We start from the raw sequence: 16090 nt of genomic DNA on the forward strand, positions 1-16090 counted from the left end.
TGTAGAGCATATTTGTTCCTCCGTTTCTGGTTTCTAAGCAATTCTATTTTAACGGATTTTAGACAAATATGCTCTACTTTTTTTAAAATTATTTTTGTAGGCTCTATTTGTTACCCCAACATTTATTATAGAGCCATTTTATATTATTTATCCGAAACTTTTTACTAAACAATAATTCATCCCAACCTCTGATATAGATTTCAAAACATTTGAATAATCTCAAAATGCCGAACAGTCAAGCGACCATTCGGCATTTGCAATACTATATAATATGTACAGAAAATTTATGCGTTGCTTTCGGTGGTTTCCTCCGCCGGCTTTTCAACATAATCTACTATACGCTTTCTTATTGTGACTTCATCATATTTCTTTTTGAATGAAACCTTACCTGTAAACTTTCTTCCGCACTTTTTGCAAAGGAAAGGGGCAACAAAGCTTTTGTTCTTAACCTTCCAGTTTGCCTGTCTTGCCGCCTGTCTGCCACAAACATCACAGATAAAACGCATTGAGCGTTTGTCAATCTCAGGACTGTTAATATCTGTAATAAAATGATTTTTATACAGAAGTCTGTCGTAAAATTCGTGTGATGTTGCGTCCTGCACAAAGCTTTCCAAAGGATAGTCCTCAATAAAATGCTTCATACATTTTAATGTAAGCTCAGCATCAGCATATGCCCTATGTTGTTCTTCTACATCAAAATTAATAGCAAGCATATCTGCACACACCGAAAGTCCGAGCTGAGATGACTTATCATTAATAGAAAGGCATTTTTCGCAATACTCCTGCACATTACAATAGCTTGTCAAAAACGGAAGCTCAGGCTTATGAGCATAGTACATATAATTTTCTATCAGTGCAAGAATGTCGCTTGTACCCCAAGTTACAAGAACACTTTCACCGCAGAACTTTTTAAATTCCGAAACAGCGTGCATAAATGTACAGCCCTTTTCCCTAAGCTCCTCATTGGTGATTTTAGTAAGCTTTTTTACCTTTGAGCAAAGCTTTTTGCCAATCTGTGGGGCAATAAGCATTTCAAACCTGTCAACAACATTTAGATTGTCGTCAGTTTTAACTGCACCAAACTCAATTATTTCATTTACAAAACGGTGCTCTTTACTGCTGAAAGAGCCGTTCCATTCAAGGTCTAATACTACAAAACTCATTATTTTTTACGGAACGCCTGCTTCATTCTCTGCTCTTTAGAGAGAATACGCTTACGCATACGAATGCTCTCAGGTGTAACCTCTACAAGCTCATCATCGGCAATAAACTCAAGGCACTGCTCAAGAGAAAGAATTGACGGTGGTGTAAGCTTTAAGGCATCATCAGAACCGGAAGCACGGGTGTTTGTAATGTGTTTTTTCTTACATACGTTAACTGTAATATCCTCTGACTTAGGGCTTGCACCTACAATCATACCCTCATATACAGGAACACCGGGACCTACAAAGAGTCTGCCTCTCTCCTGTGCGGCATACAAACCGTAGGTTACAGTTTCGCCTGTTTCAAATGCAATAAGTGAACCCTGATGACGAGTCACAATTTCACCCTTGTATGGCTCGTAGCCGTCAAACACATGGTTCATAATGCCGTTGCCGTTTGTATCTGTAAGGAACTCAGGGCGATAACCCATAAGACCTCTTGAAGGAATACGGAATTCAATATGAGTTGAACCACCCTCACGAGTGCCCATATTGATAAGCTCAGCCTTTCTTGAGCCAAGTTTCTCCATAACCGCACCGACATAAGCGTCAGGCACTTCAATGATGAGCATTTCCATTGGCTCGTTTAGCTTGCCGTCAATCATCTTTGTGATAACCTGTGGACGGGATACCTGGAACTCATAGTTCTGGCGACGCATAGTTTCAATAAGAATTGAAAGGTGAAGCTCGCCTCTGCCCGATACCTTGAATGTGTCGGCACTGTCGGTTTCCTCAACTCTGAGGGCAACATTGGTTTCAATTTCCTTAAAGAGTCTGTCACGAAGATTTCTTGAGGTTACATACTTACCCTCTCTGCCGGCAAACGGTGAGTTATTTACAATAAAGTTCATTGATACAGTCGGCTCGTCAATCTTTACAAACGGAAGCTGTTCAATGTTCTCAGGGTCGCAGATTGTTTCTCCGATGTTGATGTCCTGAATACCGCTTACGCAGATAAGATCGCCCATCTCGGCGGTTTCACTCTCAACTCTTTTAAGACCCTCATACTGGTAAATCTTACCGATTCTTGCGTTCTTTGTTACATTGCCGTCTGTGTGGCAGATTGCAACGCTCTGTCCTGTTTTAACCTTACCTCTCTCAACTCTGCCTACGCCGATTCTGCCAACGAATGGGTCTGAGTCGATGTTTGAAATAAGAATCTGAAGTCCGCCCTCGGCGTCGCCCTGCGGAGCAGGAATTTCATTTACAATAGCCTCAAAAAGAGGTTTCATATCTGTACCCGGCTGATGTGGGTCAAGGCTTGCATAGCCATCTCTGCCGGAAGCATATACTACAGGGAATTCAAGCTGGTCTTCGTCCGCACCAAGCTCAATAAAGAGGTCGAGTACCTCATCTACTACCTCCTCAGGTCTTGCACCCGGACGGTCAATTTTATTAAGTACAACAAGAGGTTTTTTACCAAGACCTAAAGCCTTTTTAAGAACAAATCTTGTCTGAGGCATACAGCCCTCAAATGCGTCAACAAGAAGAACAACGCCATCAACCATCATAAGAATACGCTCAACTTCGCCACCGAAATCAGCATGGCCAGGAGTGTCAACAATATTAATCTTAATGCCGTTGTACATTACAGCGGTGTTTTTAGAAAGGATTGTAATACCTCTTTCTCTTTCAAGGTCATTAGAGTCCATTACTCTCTCGGCAACCGCCTCGTTTGCTCTGAAAATACCGCTCTGCTTTAAGAGCTGGTCAACGAGAGTAGTTTTACCATGGTCAACATGGGCTATAATTGCAATATTTCTCAAATTTTCTCTTGTTTCCATAAAATTATCCCCCTATTAAAATCTAAATTCAAATAGTCCTACGCATACTTTTTTATTATATCACCTAAATGCTGAAAATTCAATTTATTTTTATATTTTCATTACAATGCTACACAAAATAACTTCTAAAACCAAAAAATCCGATTGAATTTCATTAAAAACTCAATCGGATTTTTAATTATCTTATGTTTTTACCTAAAATGGTATGTAAATTTCACGCAAATATCAAGCTTTTGCAATAATATCCTGCAATTCGGTAATATCATTCACGCTAACTTTGCCGTCATCATTTATATCTAAAGCATTGTAAGGCAAACCCTCAACAGTTTCGGTTCCGGCAAGAATATTCTGCATCTTAGTAACATCATTTACCGAAAGCTTTCCGTCACAATCCGCATCGCCCATTCTTCCTACATATTCCTTGCCGATAACATCAGAAATACTGTCTATTATTTCAGGGGTAGTTTCAGCCATTTCGGAAAGTGAATAAAAGTTTTCTTTGCAGCTCTCATCGTATACAAATCCTGAAAAAACAGCTATACCGGATTTGAATACCTGATTTGTAACACCGCTGCATTCGTAAAACTCGTTGTTTTTTCCAAAAGTATTGAAGTACGGCTCTTGCTCAGCATTTTCAGAGGTAAAGATTACAGCATAAACATCATTTTTCAAATATCCCGAAAAACTATCCTCAATCTCAATGCAATTAACAGAAGTCGCTTTTTGATTATCAGATTTTTTGTTGATATATTGATTAAAATTATACATTACCTGATCTTCTGGCTGAAGCGGTGAAAAAGCACTTGCAGAAACAACAGAAGCTGTGGCAAGTAATGCAGTTAAAAGTATTGCAGCTAATTTTTTCATAATAACACTTCTTTTCATTAAATATATATTTTATTCATCAATTTAATTATATTATTTTTAAAAAGCAAAGTCAATAAACATTCTTGTATAAAACAACTTTTTTTATTTAATATGTTTAATTTCTATTGATTATCACATTAATAAGCTAAAGCAACAGCAAAAAGCACTACCAAAAACGCAAATTTTCGTATTTACATCCATTTTTACTTTACATAAGGAGAAAAATGTTATATAATAGGTACTAATAATTGCCTTATAATGGGCAATTAATGTACACAGGTTATTGCTTAATATTGCAAAAATCACAAAAATACTTTTTGCGGAGGTAATCAAATGGGCTACACAATTGCACAGAAAATTATTAAAGAGCATTTGGTTTGCGGTGAAATGGTTGTCGGCAACGACATCGGCTTACGCATTGACCAGACTCTTACACAGGACGCAACAGGCACAATGGCTTACATCGAATACGAGGCTATGGGTATTCCGAGAGTCAAGACCGAAAAGAGCGTTGCATATATTGACCACAACACATTACAGACAGGCTTTGAAAATGCTGATGACCACAGATTTATTCAGTCAGTTTGTAAAAAGCACGGCATTTACTTTTCAAGACCTGGCAACGGAATTTGCCACCAGGTACACCTTGAAAGATTCGGTAAGCCGGGCAAGACATTAATCGGTTCTGACAGCCACACACCAACAGGCGGTGGTATTGGTATGCTCGCTATCGGTGCCGGCGGTCTTGATGTTGCAGTTGCTATGGGCGGCGGTGCTTATTACATCACAATGCCTAAAATGGTAAGAGTTAATCTTACAGGCAAGCTCAGTCCTTGGGTTTCTGCAAAGGATATTATTCTTGCAGTATTAAGAGTTATGAGCGTTAAGGGCGGTGTTGGCAAAATCGTTGAGTACGGCGGTGAAGGCGTTAAAACACTTACAGTTCCTGAGCGAGCTACTATTACAAATATGGGTGCAGAGCTTGGTGCTACTACTTCTGTATTCCCGTCAGATGAAATCACAAGAGAATTCCTCAAAGCTCAGGGCAGAGAGGAAGATTACACAGAGCTTAGTGCCGATGCTGACGCAGTTTATGATGAGGTTATCGAAATCAACCTTTCAGAGCTTGAGCCACTCGCAGCCTGCCCACATTCACCTGATAATGTTAAGCCAATCAGCGAGCTTGAGGGCAAGAAGATTGACCAGGTATGTATCGGTTCCTGCACAAACTCAAGCTATCTTGACCTTATGAGAGTTGCTCACATCTTAAAGGGCAAAACTGTTGCTGACGGTGTTTCACTTGCTATTGCTCCGGGCAGTAAGCAGGTATTCAATATGCTTGCTATGAACGGTGCACTTGCAGATATGATTGCTGCCGGTGCAAGAATTCTTGAGAGTGCCTGCGGCCCATGTATCGGTATGGGTCAGTCACCAAACAGCAAGGGTATTTCACTTCGTACCTTCAACCGTAACTTTGAAGGCAGAAGCGGCACAGCTGACGGTCAGATTTACCTTGTATCTCCTGAAACCGCCGCTGTTTCAGCACTTGCAGGTGTATTTACAGACCCAAGAAAGCTTGGCCCTGCTGCTGAAATTGAGCTTCCTGAGAAGTTCCTTATCAATGATAATATGGTTATTGCTCCTGCTCCTGTTGAGAAAATGGACAATGTTGAAATTTTAAGAGGACCAAACATTAAGGAATATCCTAAAACAAGCCCTCTTACAGATACTATTGAGGCATCTTGCTCACTCAAGGTTGGCGACAACATCACAACAGACCACATTATGCCTGCCGGTGCAAAGATTCTTCCACTCCGTTCAAACATTCCTGCTATTTCGCAGCATTGCTTTACAGTATGCGATAAGGAGTTCCCTGAGAGAGCAAAAACTCTTGGCAAGAGCATTATCGTAGGCGGTGAAAACTACGGTCAGGGCTCATCAAGAGAGCACGCAGCCCTCGCACCACTCTTCCTCGGTGTTAAGGCAGTTCTCGTAAAGAGCTTTGCAAGAATTCACAAGAGCAACCTTATTAATGCCGGTATTCTTCCGCTTACATTTAAGAACCCTGCTGATTACGATAAAATAAAGCTTGGCGATATGCTTGAGCTTCCTAATGTTAAAAAGGAAATTGCAGACGGCTCTGCCGTTACAGTTGTAAACAAAACAACAGGCGATACTATTGTTGCTGACTGCGAGCTTTCAGACAGAACAAGAGCAATCATTCTTGCAGGCGGTTTGCTCGATTACACAAAGGAGAATAACTGATGGATAAAATTAAAATGACCACTCCTCTCGTTGAGATGGACGGCGACGAAATGACAAGAGTTCTTTGGCAGAAAATCAAAGACATTCTTATTTACCCATACATTGACTTAAAGAGCGAATACTATGACCTTGGTCTTGAAAACAGAAACAAGACTGACGATCAGGTTACTATTGACAGTGCAGAGGCTACAAAGAAATACGGCGTTGCTGTAAAGTGTGCTACAATCACACCAAATGCCGCAAGAATGGACGAGTACAACCTCAAGCAGATGTGGAAATCACCAAATGGCACAATCCGTGCTATTCTTGACGGTACTGTATTCAGAAGCCCTATTCTTGTAAAGGGTATTACACCTTACATTCCTACATGGAAAAAGCCAATCTGTATTGCCCGTCACGCTTACGGTGATGTTTACAAGAACACAGAAATGGTTGTAAAGGCAGGCAGCAAGGCTGAGCTTTGCGTAACAAAGCCTGACGGCACAGAGGAAAGAAGCACAATCTTCGACTTTAAGACAGACGGTATTATTCAGGGCATGCACAACCTTGACAAGAGTATTTCATCATTTGCTCGTTCTTGCTTTAACTATGCACTCGACCAAAAGCTTGATGTATGGTTTGCTACAAAGGACACAATCAGCAAGAAGTATGACCACAGATTCAAGGATATTTTTGCTGAGATTTTTGAGAATGAATACAAAGAAAAATTCGAGCAGGCAGGTATTACATATTTCTACACACTCATTGACGACGCTGTAGCAAGAGTTATCAGAAGTGAAGGCGGCTATATGTGGGCTTGCAAGAACTATGACGGCGATGTAATGAGCGATATGATTGCTACTGCTTTCGGTTCACTTGCTATGATGACAAGCGTGCTTGTTTCACCTGACGGTGTTTATGAGTACGAGGCTGCTCACGGCACAGTACAGCGTCATTACTACAAGTATTTAAAGGGTGAGGAAACCTCTACAAACTCTGTTGCAACCCTCTTTGCATGGACAGGTGCACTCAGAAAGCGTGGCGAGCTTGATAAGCTTCCTGAGCTTATGAACTTTGCAGACAAGCTTGAAAAGGCTACTATCGACACAATCGAGGGTGGCATTATGACAGGCGACCTCTATGCTATTTCTACTCTTGAGAACAAGAAAAAGGTTAATTCAGAGGATTTCTTGCTTGCAGTAAACGAGCGTCTTGCCGCTTCACTTGCATAAGCAAACACAATTCGGTTAAAGGAGTAAGGTTAAAGTACAATGTCCAGAAATGACAGCATTTCAATGTCTGTAATCAGACGATTGCCCAGATATTACCGCTTTTTATCTGAGCTTAACGAACAAAACATTGACAAAATTTCATCTACTAAGCTGGCTGAAATTATGAATGTAACCGCTTCTCAGGTAAGGCAGGATCTTAACTGCTTTGGTGGTTTTGGTCAACAGGGCTACGGCTACAGTGTTTCTCAGCTTAAAGAGGAAATTCAGAATATTCTTGGTCTTAATAACAATTATAAAGCTATTCTTATAGGTGCAGGCAACCTTGGTAAGGCTGTGGCAAAGCATATGAACTTTGAAAAGCTCGGCTTTGAGCTTATTGCTTGCTTTGACTGCAACGAAGAAAAGGTTGGCAAAAAGCTTAATAATCTTACTATTATGCACGACAGTCTGCTTGACGAGTTCTGTCAGAATAACAAGATTAATACGGCATTTTTGTGTATTCCAAGAGTATGTGTTGAAAATGTTCTTGATAAGCTATACGGCTACGGAATCAAGAATTATTGGAATTTCAGTCACTATGACATTGCAAGGAAATATAACGATACTCTTGTGGAAAATGTACATCTGAGTGATAGCCTTATGACCTTATGCTATAAAATGAATAACCGAGATAAATTATAAAAACAAGGCTGTTCCCTATTTTGCGGAACAGCCTTGTTTTTTGTGATGTAAAATTGGGTAAATTATGGTTTTTATTACGAGAAGATAGTATGCAAAGTAATAATTTTCCTCTTCCCGACAACAACTTAGTAATGGTCGAGAATTAAAAGTATTGAGATTGTCTACGCTTTCTGCTCGGACATAAAATTTAGGTCGAGCCTTTTTAAAGGCTCGTGGGTTTGGGCAACGCCCAAGAAAAGCTGTTTTCATTGCAAATTTTCAGGCACAAACAGCAACGCTGTTTGTGTGCTAAAGCAATATTTGACAAAACAGGCGACAGCCTTTTAAAAAGGATTTATTTAATAAAGAATAACGGATTTTTTGTGTTGCTATCGCATTATAAAGCTTTCGCTATTATGTTCAAGCCGCCAAACAGCTTGCTGTTTGGCTATCAAAATATTGCGTAATCTAAAGTATTGTGGGCTTTTCCCACACCCACAACCATTTAAAACGTTGTCCAAATTTTTATGTCCGAGTATAAAGTCTGCAATAATTCAAGCAAAAATTTCCCGACCGTAGCATAAACCATAATTTATCAATTTCATCTCAACACTAAAGCAGAATCTATTTTTTAAAAGCAACTACCGCACTCCAAATGGAATGCGGTAGTTTTTTGAGAGGAAATTTATATTATCTTACTTTTTATCAACTATATGAAGAAGTCTTGCTGCATAAAGCACACAAAGCACGCTTACACCGGTATCGGCAATTACAGAAAGCCACATCGGAGCAATACCGAGAATTGCAAGGATAATTACAATGGTTTTCACACCAAGAGCAAATGTTATATTTGTCTTTACCGTAGCTACAACCTTTTTCGCAATTCTGATTGATGTAGGCAGCTGCTTTAAATTACCTGCCGCAAGCACAGCGTCAGCAGCTTCAATAGCAGCCTCGCTGCCAAAGCCCATTGCAAAACCACAATCACTTGCAGTAAGCACAGGTGCGTCGTTTATACCGTCACCAATGAAACATACAGACTTATGGGTTTTCTTGATGTCAACAAGCTTTTCAAGCTTATCTGACGGCATAAGCTCTGCCGAATATGAATCAAGCTTTAATTCATTTGCAATATCCATAGCGTTTTCTTTTTTATCACCTGTAAGCATAACGCTGTCTTTAACACCAAGCTCTCTAAGCTCTGCAATTACGCTCTTTGCCTCAGGTCTTAATGTATCGCTCACTGAAATTGCACCGATCAACTCTCCGTCATAAATTACATATACAGAGGCGGTTTTCTCAGCATTTGCTTTCTGTTTATCAGTTAAAATCTTTGTACCGCCGCACACAAGACTTTTACCGTTGTAAACCGCTGTTACGCCCTGACCTGCCTTTTCGCTATAGTCAGACAATTCAGGCAAGTTTTCTGAGCCTGCCTTTGCCTTTATTGCCATAGCAATAGGATGTGAGGAATATCTTTCGCAAGCAGCAGCCAATGAAATAATTTCAGATGAATTGTGATTGCCGTAAGCAAAAATCTTATTTACTGAAAGCTCACCTGTTGTGAGTGTGCCAGTCTTATCAAATACAAATGCGTCTGCCTTTGCGAGTGCTTCAATATATTTGCCGCCCTTAATAAGAACGCTGATTTTTGATGATGCACCCAAACCTGAATAGTAAGAAAGCGGAACTGAAATAACAATAGCACAAGGGCAAGATGCAACAAGACAAACCAAAGCACGATAAATCCATGTGCTAAAACTGCCAAGTCCGACAATCGGAGGAACAATGGCAACTATAATTGATATAAGAATAATAATCGGTGTGTAAACAGTGGCAAAACGGCTGATAAACTTTTCGCTCTGTCCTTTTGTAGCGGCGGCGTCCTCAACAAGCTTAATAATTCTTGCCGCTGTACTGTCGCCAAATTCCTTAGTTGTTTTTATTTCTATAAGAGAATTACCGTTTATCATACCACTCATTACTTCACTGCCAACCTCTGCATCAACAGGAACACTTTCGCCTGTAAGAGCAGATGCGTCAAGAGTGGTACTGCCCATTGAAATAACACCGTCAAGCGGTACTCTTTCGTGAGGCTTAACTACAATAGTACTACCGATTGCAACATCTTCAGCAGCCTTTACTACCTCTTTGCCGTTGATAAGGACTGTTGCATTATCAGGGCGAATCTGAGCAAGCTTTGCAATATCGCTTCTTGATGCCGACACAGCCTTTTCTTCGACAATCTCGCCGACTGCAAAGAGGATTGTTACCATAGCTGCCTCAACAAATTCACCGAGTGCAAAAGCGGCAATTACAGCGATTGTAAGCAATGTGGTTTCATCTATCTGAAGTTTGAATACTGACTTAACGCCTTTAATAAATGTTCTCCAACCCGAAAGTACAGTAGCTACAAGGCTGAGTCCGAGCAATACAAACGAACCGACTGAGCCAAACTCTGCATCACCAAATACTGTAAGCTCGAGTCCAAAAGCTGCCACACCAAGCACAGCGGCAATTATAATAGAAATAAGCTCGTTTTTCATTTCAACTTTTTTGTCTTTTTTAGCTGACTTTGCAATTTCAGGAGCGGTGGTATTTTCCTTTACATTATTATCAATTACCTCTACCCCATATTCAATGCTGTCACATACAGTCTGTATTTCTTGAGCGGTTACTGTATTTTCAGACTCAAGCACAAGCTTTTTATTTGCAAAGTTGAAGTTTACATTTTCATAGCTGTCTGTTTCGGCTAATTTTTTTTCAATCTTTCCCGCACAATGGGCACAGTTTAAATTATCAAGTGTAAAAGTATACTGCTTTAAATTCTTTCTCTTGGTATTGTCAATTACTTCTACACCGTCCTCTATGCTGTCGCACACAGCCTGAATTTCTTCGGCAGTTACATTCTTTGCTGACTCAAGCACAAGCTTTTTATTTGCAAAGTTGAAGTTTACATTTTCATAGCCTTCTGTTTCGGCTAATTTTTTCTCAATCTTTCCCGCACAATGAGCACAGTTTAAATTATCAAGAGTGAAAGTGTATTTCATAATAAAAGCCTCCTTTATTCAAGAACATGGTCAAGACCCATCTCGATGATTTTTTTAACATGATCATCATCAAGTGTATAATAAATCTGCTTGCCTTCTCGTCTTACCCTTACAAGTTTGTTTTGTCTTAAAACTCTGAGTTGATGAGAAATTGTGCTTTGCTCCATATTAAGAGCCTCCGCAATGCTAAGCACAGACATTTCATTATCTGAGATAGCAAACATAATTCTTATTCTAGTGGAATCACCAAATACCTTAAAAAGATCTGCCAGGTCAAACAGCACCTCTAAATCAGGTATTTCTTTGTTTTTATCATTACTGAGTTCTGCCATAGTAACCTCTCCGTTTTTATAATCTGTTCATATGTATATATGTTCATATGTTAGCTTAACTATAGCATACTTATTTTATGTTGTCAAGGTGTTTTTAATAAATTTTATAAAGTATTTTACAAAATTTTTTGCCTGTTTTATTACATATATAATAGAAAAGAGAATTAATATTATTTCAAAAATTTAATTCTAATAAGTAATTATGACAGGTTTATTATTTCTTATAAGAATGATTACAAACCTGTAATATCCTTTTAGCCATAATAAGAATAAAGTTGTTTTTATAATTCTTAAAAGAGTACATATTTGATAAAAATAAGTTACAATTTCAAATATGCGTTGACTTTACTACAATTTTGTAGTATCATTTTCTGTATAAGAATGTTAGTGTTACCTTGTTGTAATGCAACAAAATGTGTGTTTTAAGAAAATGTAATATATTTGTGGATATACTAATATCCTGAGAGTATCTAAGATACTTTTACAGCAATTTTGGTTGCTGCTTTTTGGCACGCACTTAAATGTGCAACTATTATTTAGATTATGGAAACTCACATATTCGTTATTGTGAATGTACAGTATATGGAATTGGAGTGTAACGGTTTGGAAAAGTTTGTAGTAAATGGTGGCAAGCCACTTTTTGGTGAAGTAAATATTAGCGGTGCAAAAAATGCCGCAGTAGCAATTATACCGGCAGTAATTCTTTGTGACGAACCTTGTCAGATTGAAAATATACCTAATATCAGCGATGTAGCACTTATCAGCAAAATTTTACAGCAGATGGGTGCACAGGTAAGAAGAATAAATAAATCATCACTTTATATAGACCCAACACATATTTGCACACACTCAGCCACAACTGAGCTTGTAAGAGGTATGAGAGCCTCTTACTACCTGCTTGGTGCACTTTTAGGCAGATGTGGCAAGGCACAGGTTGCTTTACCGGGTGGCTGTAACTTTGGTGTTCGCCCTATCGACCAGCATTTAAAGGGCTTTGAGGCTATGGGTGCGGTAACTCAGCTTGTTGACGGTGCAATTATAGAGGCTAACGCCGAAAATAACCTTCACGGAGAACATATTTACCTTGATGTAGTATCTGTTGGTGCTACAATGAATATTATGCTTGCGGCTTCTAAGGCTGAGGGTATGACTATTATTGAAAATGCAGCAAGAGAACCGCACATTGTTGACCTTGCTAACTTCTTAAACTCAATGGGTGCAGATGTAAGAGGTGCAGGTACAGATGTAATTAAAATTCGTGGCGTAAAATATCTCCACGGCATCACATATTCTATTATTCCGGATCAGATTGAGGCAGGCACATATATGTGTGCTGCGGCTGCTACAAGAGGTTGCATTACAGTAAACAACATTACTCCTAAGCACCTTGAGTCTATCACAGCCAAGCTTCGTGAAATGGGCGTTGTAATCACAGAGTATGACGAGGCAATTAAGGTTGACGCTACAAAGAACCCTTTAAAGCGTTGCAACATCAAAACTATGCCACACCCTGGCTTCCCTACCGACTGTCAGCCACAGTTTGCCGCACTTTTGGTAAGCGTACCAGGTACAAGCATTATCAACGAAAATGTTTGGGATAACCGCTACCAGTATGTAAGCGAGCTTGTAAGAATGGGTGCTCATATTTCTGTTGAGGGCAGACTTGCTATTATTGAAGGCGGCACTCCGCTTACCGCCGCTCCTGTAAAGGCTACCGACCTCAGAGCAGGTGCAGCTATGATTATTGCCGCACTTGAAGTGAATGGCGTAACAGAAATTTCAAGTATTCAGTACATTGAGCGTGGTTATGAAGATGTTATCGAAAAATTCAAAGCCTTAGGTGCTGACATCAAAAAAGTTTATTATGCAGGCGACAATGAAGAAGAACTTCGTGCATAAGTGTAAAATTCAAAATATAAATTTAACCGCTTGAGAGTAACTTCTCAAGCGGTTTTGTGTTTATAATTGATGAGTTATTATCCACTCATTCAATTCTGCTAAATCAACTTTACTTGAAGCAACGCTTAAAATCACTGTATATAATTCTTCTTGTGTGTACTCCAGTTCTATTCCGTTAAGTGCCAAAAATACAAGCATTGTATGTGTTCCTATTCTTTTATTGCCGTCAAGAAAAGCATGATTTTTAATTAAGCCGTAACCTAATCGAGCAGCTTTTTGCTGAATTGACGGAAATAAATCGACTCCTCCAAATTTTTGAAAAGGAGCATTAACAGCAGATTCCAGTAAGCCTTCATCACGAATACCGGATATTCCACCGGTTTCGGCAACTAACTGATTGTGCATTTCCACTACTTGTTCTTTAGTAAGCACTATCATTTTGCAAGTACCTCATATGCTTCTTTATTTTTTAGAATAAGTCTTTTGGAAATCTCTGCTACATCTTCATTACTTGCGATTTCTTCTTTTTCTGCTTGACTAAATTCTACAATCAAGTATCTTGGAACATTATTTTTTAATATAACAGCCGAACCGTTTTCATCAACAAGACGGGCAACCTTAGAAAAATTTTGATTAGCCTCGGTAATTGATACAAGTGATTTTGTATTGATGTTCATTTATATTCCTCCATTCAAAATCAAATAGGATTAATTCATCCTATTTTTATTATAGAACATTATTTTATATATGTCAATAAAACAAAAGGGACAGCAAACCTGCCATCCCTTGCATCTACTTCACCCTCTCACAGATAACATAATATCTGTCAAAACCACCGTTGCCATCGCCAATGCAAGTGAACATTGTCAACAAATCTCGTTTATCATTTATATAAACATCCTGCGACTGGCTTGGTTTATTTATTTTAGTTTCAACAACCTTATATCTGAGCGTACTCCAGTAATTCTTAATTGTAACCTCATCGCCAATGTTCAGATTTCTTAGGTTATCAAAGAAAATTCTGCCTATATATCCGCTGTGCCCCGCAAGAACGGTATTTGTACTTTCACCGCCAATCGGTAATGAAGTCGCACTCATATGTGCGGCACCGTAGCTCATATTTGAACTGCTTGCTCCGAGATAAATCGGTAGCTTCATTCCGATAGTATCCGCTGAAACATAGCCGTAAATATCGTCATTTATGCCGTAATCACTAAGATTAAGTGCCGACTGTGAATAGGTATCATCCCTTAAAAGCTCGTACTGGTGAGTTTTTAGATTTTCGTTGTACGCTACGCTGTCCCTGTATAGTCTGTCAAGGTCAGCCTTGAAAAGCACAGGCTGTTCGCTCTTGTTGCCGTTATCATCAAGATAGCCGTTATCGTCAATTCTGCCATCAGCAAGTGCTTCTGAATAGCTTGTACCGTCATCAATTATATTCTCAAGCTGAGTGTCAAATTTATCTGCCTCAGAATTTGCTATAAGCGTGCCGATGAAATTTGAAATCGGCGGAAAAAGCAGAAGCCCCAGACCTGCCACAAGCATAACTATTGCTACAGCGGTCAAAATTTTTTTAACCACTTTCAGCACCGTCCTTTTTCTTCAAATCATGCTTTTTATCTTTCTTGCGTGAGCGTCTGAGAATAAGCACAATTACTATAACAACCACAGCTACAAAGCCTGCAATAATCAGTCCTGCCACTAAGTAAGGAATTTTGTAGCCAAGAAAGAAAATATAGCCGTTGTCAAATGAAGCAAGCGATACACCGGTATCAACATACTTTGTATCATCATACTCAACCCTTTTGCCACGCACAAGCAATCTGTGTGTATTCACACTATACGGTGTGCAGGTAAGTAAAGTTACAAGGTCCTCGCCATCAACAATTCTCAACGAATTGACCTCCTCCGGCAAAATAACCTCTATCTTGTCAACCTCATACTTTAATGTGCGGTCAAGAATATGAATATAAAACTCATCTCCTACCTCCATATCAGTAAGATAATCAAAAAAGGTTTCACCCGGATACGCTGTGTGAGCCGAAATTACCGCATGAGTACTCGCACCGCCAACAGGGAACGATGTGTTTTGCATATGTCCCGCACCTTTTGCCAACACCTCTGAGTCTGTACCGTGATAAATCGGCAGATATACATTTATCTTGGGAATGTCAATATAACCAATCAGACCGCTGTCATCAATGTTAAGCACATTCTCATAATCCGCACCGATTTTTTGAAATGCTTCCTGATCAAACGGGTCGGTAAGTATAAGATTATTTGAAAGACTGCTGTTGTATTTTTGTGCCTGTTCAATAAGCTTCTCTGCCTTTTCGTTCGGAAGCTGAGCAACCTTTTTTGAATATTCCTCTACGCTGCTTCGGCTTACATAGTTGTTTATAACCGAGCTTACAAGAGGATAACTCAGCACACCGATGCCTGCAAGGAATATAAGCACAATGCCAAATATTGCAAGTTTTCTCTTCATATTATTATCCTTTGCATTTAATATATTCAAATTATACCGCATAAGCAATTTATATTCAAGCAAATTCAGCAGTTCTTCACATAGTATGTATGATTTTAAATTTTTTACAGAATAATAATATGGATTATATTGTAAAAATTATAAAAAGTGGACAAAGTTTAATATATTGATTGCATTTTTAGAATAGATGTGGTATAGTTAAGAAATAGAAAACAAAATATTATAGTGTCTTTAAATATTTTTATGTAAATTTTAGGTAAAGGAGGATAACAATGGCAAAAAATATGCTTGAAGCTATATACAATGCCGAAGAAGAGTGTAGACAGCGTGAG

General features: G+C 39.1%; 13 protein-coding genes. 4 read left to right on the forward strand and 9 right to left on the reverse strand.

Annotated elements, in window-relative coordinates:
- Positions 1 to 284 precede the first annotated feature (284 nt).
- The 3 genes from ACJMMI_RS02535 to ACJMMI_RS02545 all read right to left on the reverse strand — a co-directional run bounded on the left by ACJMMI_RS02535 (position 285) and on the right by ACJMMI_RS02545 (position 3853).
- The gene (locus tag ACJMMI_RS02535; protein ID WP_405353197.1) at positions 285 to 1163 is read right to left on the reverse strand and encodes an exonuclease domain-containing protein; all 879 of its coding nucleotides are present in this window, start codon (positions 1161 to 1163) and stop codon (positions 285 to 287) included.
- Positions 1163 to 2986: a translational GTPase TypA gene (typA, locus tag ACJMMI_RS02540; protein ID WP_405353199.1), complete on the reverse strand. Its 1824-nt coding sequence runs from the start codon at positions 2984 to 2986 to the stop codon at positions 1163 to 1165. Before typA ends, ACJMMI_RS02535 begins: the two co-directional genes overlap by 1 nt.
- Positions 2987 to 3211: 225 nt before the next feature.
- The gene (locus ACJMMI_RS02545) at positions 3212 to 3853 is read right to left on the reverse strand and encodes a dockerin type I repeat-containing protein (RefSeq protein WP_405353201.1); all 642 of its coding nucleotides are present in this window, start codon (positions 3851 to 3853) and stop codon (positions 3212 to 3214) included.
- Between the two features lie 333 nt (positions 3854 to 4186).
- Here ACJMMI_RS02545 and ACJMMI_RS02550 point away from each other — a divergent pair, with 333 nt between their 5' ends.
- From ACJMMI_RS02550 to ACJMMI_RS02560, 3 genes are read left to right on the forward strand one after another with little or no spacing between them, the layout of a single operon-like run.
- A complete protein-coding gene (locus ACJMMI_RS02550; RefSeq protein WP_405353203.1) occupies positions 4187 to 6118 on the forward strand; it encodes an aconitate hydratase in 1932 nt (643 codons plus the stop codon).
- Entirely contained in the window at positions 6118 to 7329 is a 1212-nt protein-coding gene (locus tag ACJMMI_RS02555) for an NADP-dependent isocitrate dehydrogenase (RefSeq protein WP_405353205.1), read from the forward strand. Before ACJMMI_RS02550 ends, ACJMMI_RS02555 begins: the two co-directional genes overlap by 1 nt.
- A 39-nt stretch (positions 7330 to 7368) precedes the next feature.
- Entirely contained in the window at positions 7369 to 8010 is a 642-nt protein-coding gene (locus ACJMMI_RS02560; RefSeq protein WP_405353206.1) for a redox-sensing transcriptional repressor Rex, read from the forward strand.
- Positions 8011 to 8684: 674 nt separating this feature from the next.
- On the opposite strand, the gene ACJMMI_RS02565 is transcribed toward ACJMMI_RS02560, so the two are convergent.
- Positions 8685 to 11039, reverse strand: a complete 2355-nt coding sequence (locus ACJMMI_RS02565) for a heavy metal translocating P-type ATPase (protein WP_405353207.1) — start codon at positions 11037 to 11039, stop codon at positions 8685 to 8687.
- A 14-nt stretch (positions 11040 to 11053) separates the two neighbouring features.
- The gene (locus ACJMMI_RS02570; protein ID WP_405353209.1) at positions 11054 to 11371 is read right to left on the reverse strand and encodes an ArsR/SmtB family transcription factor; all 318 of its coding nucleotides are present in this window, start codon (positions 11369 to 11371) and stop codon (positions 11054 to 11056) included.
- 603 nt (positions 11372 to 11974) lie between these two features.
- Here ACJMMI_RS02570 and ACJMMI_RS02575 point away from each other — a divergent pair.
- A complete protein-coding gene (locus ACJMMI_RS02575) occupies positions 11975 to 13270 on the forward strand; it encodes a UDP-N-acetylglucosamine 1-carboxyvinyltransferase (RefSeq protein WP_405353211.1) in 1296 nt (431 codons plus the stop codon).
- Positions 13271 to 13330: 60 nt separating this feature from the next.
- Here ACJMMI_RS02575 and ACJMMI_RS02580 read toward each other — a convergent pair whose 3' ends face one another.
- The 4 genes from ACJMMI_RS02580 to ACJMMI_RS02595 form a co-directional block, all read right to left on the reverse strand.
- Positions 13331 to 13708: a type II toxin-antitoxin system death-on-curing family toxin gene (locus ACJMMI_RS02580; RefSeq protein WP_405353213.1), complete on the reverse strand. Its 378-nt coding sequence runs from the start codon at positions 13706 to 13708 to the stop codon at positions 13331 to 13333.
- Entirely contained in the window at positions 13705 to 13947 is a 243-nt protein-coding gene (locus tag ACJMMI_RS02585) for a type II toxin-antitoxin system Phd/YefM family antitoxin (protein WP_405353215.1), read from the reverse strand. The genes ACJMMI_RS02580 and ACJMMI_RS02585 overlap by 4 nt, the downstream gene beginning before the upstream one ends.
- A 115-nt stretch (positions 13948 to 14062) precedes the next feature.
- Positions 14063 to 14851 carry a sortase gene (locus ACJMMI_RS02590; RefSeq protein ID WP_405353217.1) on the reverse strand — a complete coding sequence of 263 codons (789 nt, stop codon included), beginning with the start codon at positions 14849 to 14851 and terminating at the stop codon, positions 14063 to 14065.
- On the reverse strand, positions 14844 to 15758 hold the full coding sequence (locus ACJMMI_RS02595) for a class C sortase (protein WP_405353219.1): 915 nt from the start codon (positions 15756 to 15758) through the stop codon (positions 14844 to 14846). The genes ACJMMI_RS02590 and ACJMMI_RS02595 overlap by 8 nt, the downstream gene beginning before the upstream one ends.
- Between the last annotated feature and the right edge of the window lie 332 nt (positions 15759 to 16090).

It is taken from the genome of Ruminococcus sp., assembly GCF_045129435.1.
Taxonomy (GTDB): Bacteria; Bacillota; Clostridia; order Oscillospirales; family Acutalibacteraceae; genus Ruminococcoides.

What these genes read in the sequence shown, in the direction of transcription:
- ACJMMI_RS02580 (WP_405353213.1), bottom strand. Translation starts at nt 13,708, where the DNA reads ATGATAGTGCTTACTAAAGAACAAGTAGTGGAAATGCACAATCAGTTA.
- ACJMMI_RS02560 (WP_405353206.1), top strand. Translation starts at nt 7,369, where the DNA reads ATGTCCAGAAATGACAGCATTTCAATGTCTGTAATCAGACGATTGCCC.
- ACJMMI_RS02555 (WP_405353205.1), top strand. Translation starts at nt 6,118, where the DNA reads ATGGATAAAATTAAAATGACCACTCCTCTCGTTGAGATGGACGGCGAC.
- ACJMMI_RS02570 (WP_405353209.1), bottom strand. Translation starts at nt 11,371, where the DNA reads ATGGCAGAACTCAGTAATGATAAAAACAAAGAAATACCTGATTTAGAG.
- ACJMMI_RS02565 (WP_405353207.1), bottom strand. Translation starts at nt 11,039, where the DNA reads ATGAAATACACTTTCACTCTTGATAATTTAAACTGTGCTCATTGTGCG.
- ACJMMI_RS02545 (WP_405353201.1), bottom strand. Translation starts at nt 3,853, where the DNA reads ATGAAAAAATTAGCTGCAATACTTTTAACTGCATTACTTGCCACAGCT.
- ACJMMI_RS02585 (WP_405353215.1), bottom strand. Translation starts at nt 13,947, where the DNA reads ATGAACATCAATACAAAATCACTTGTATCAATTACCGAGGCTAATCAA.
- ACJMMI_RS02595 (WP_405353219.1), bottom strand. Translation starts at nt 15,758, where the DNA reads ATGAAGAGAAAACTTGCAATATTTGGCATTGTGCTTATATTCCTTGCA.
- ACJMMI_RS02535 (WP_405353197.1), bottom strand. Translation starts at nt 1,163, where the DNA reads ATGAGTTTTGTAGTATTAGACCTTGAATGGAACGGCTCTTTCAGCAGT.
- ACJMMI_RS02550 (WP_405353203.1), top strand. Translation starts at nt 4,187, where the DNA reads ATGGGCTACACAATTGCACAGAAAATTATTAAAGAGCATTTGGTTTGC.
- typA (WP_405353199.1), bottom strand. Translation starts at nt 2,986, where the DNA reads ATGGAAACAAGAGAAAATTTGAGAAATATTGCAATTATAGCCCATGTT.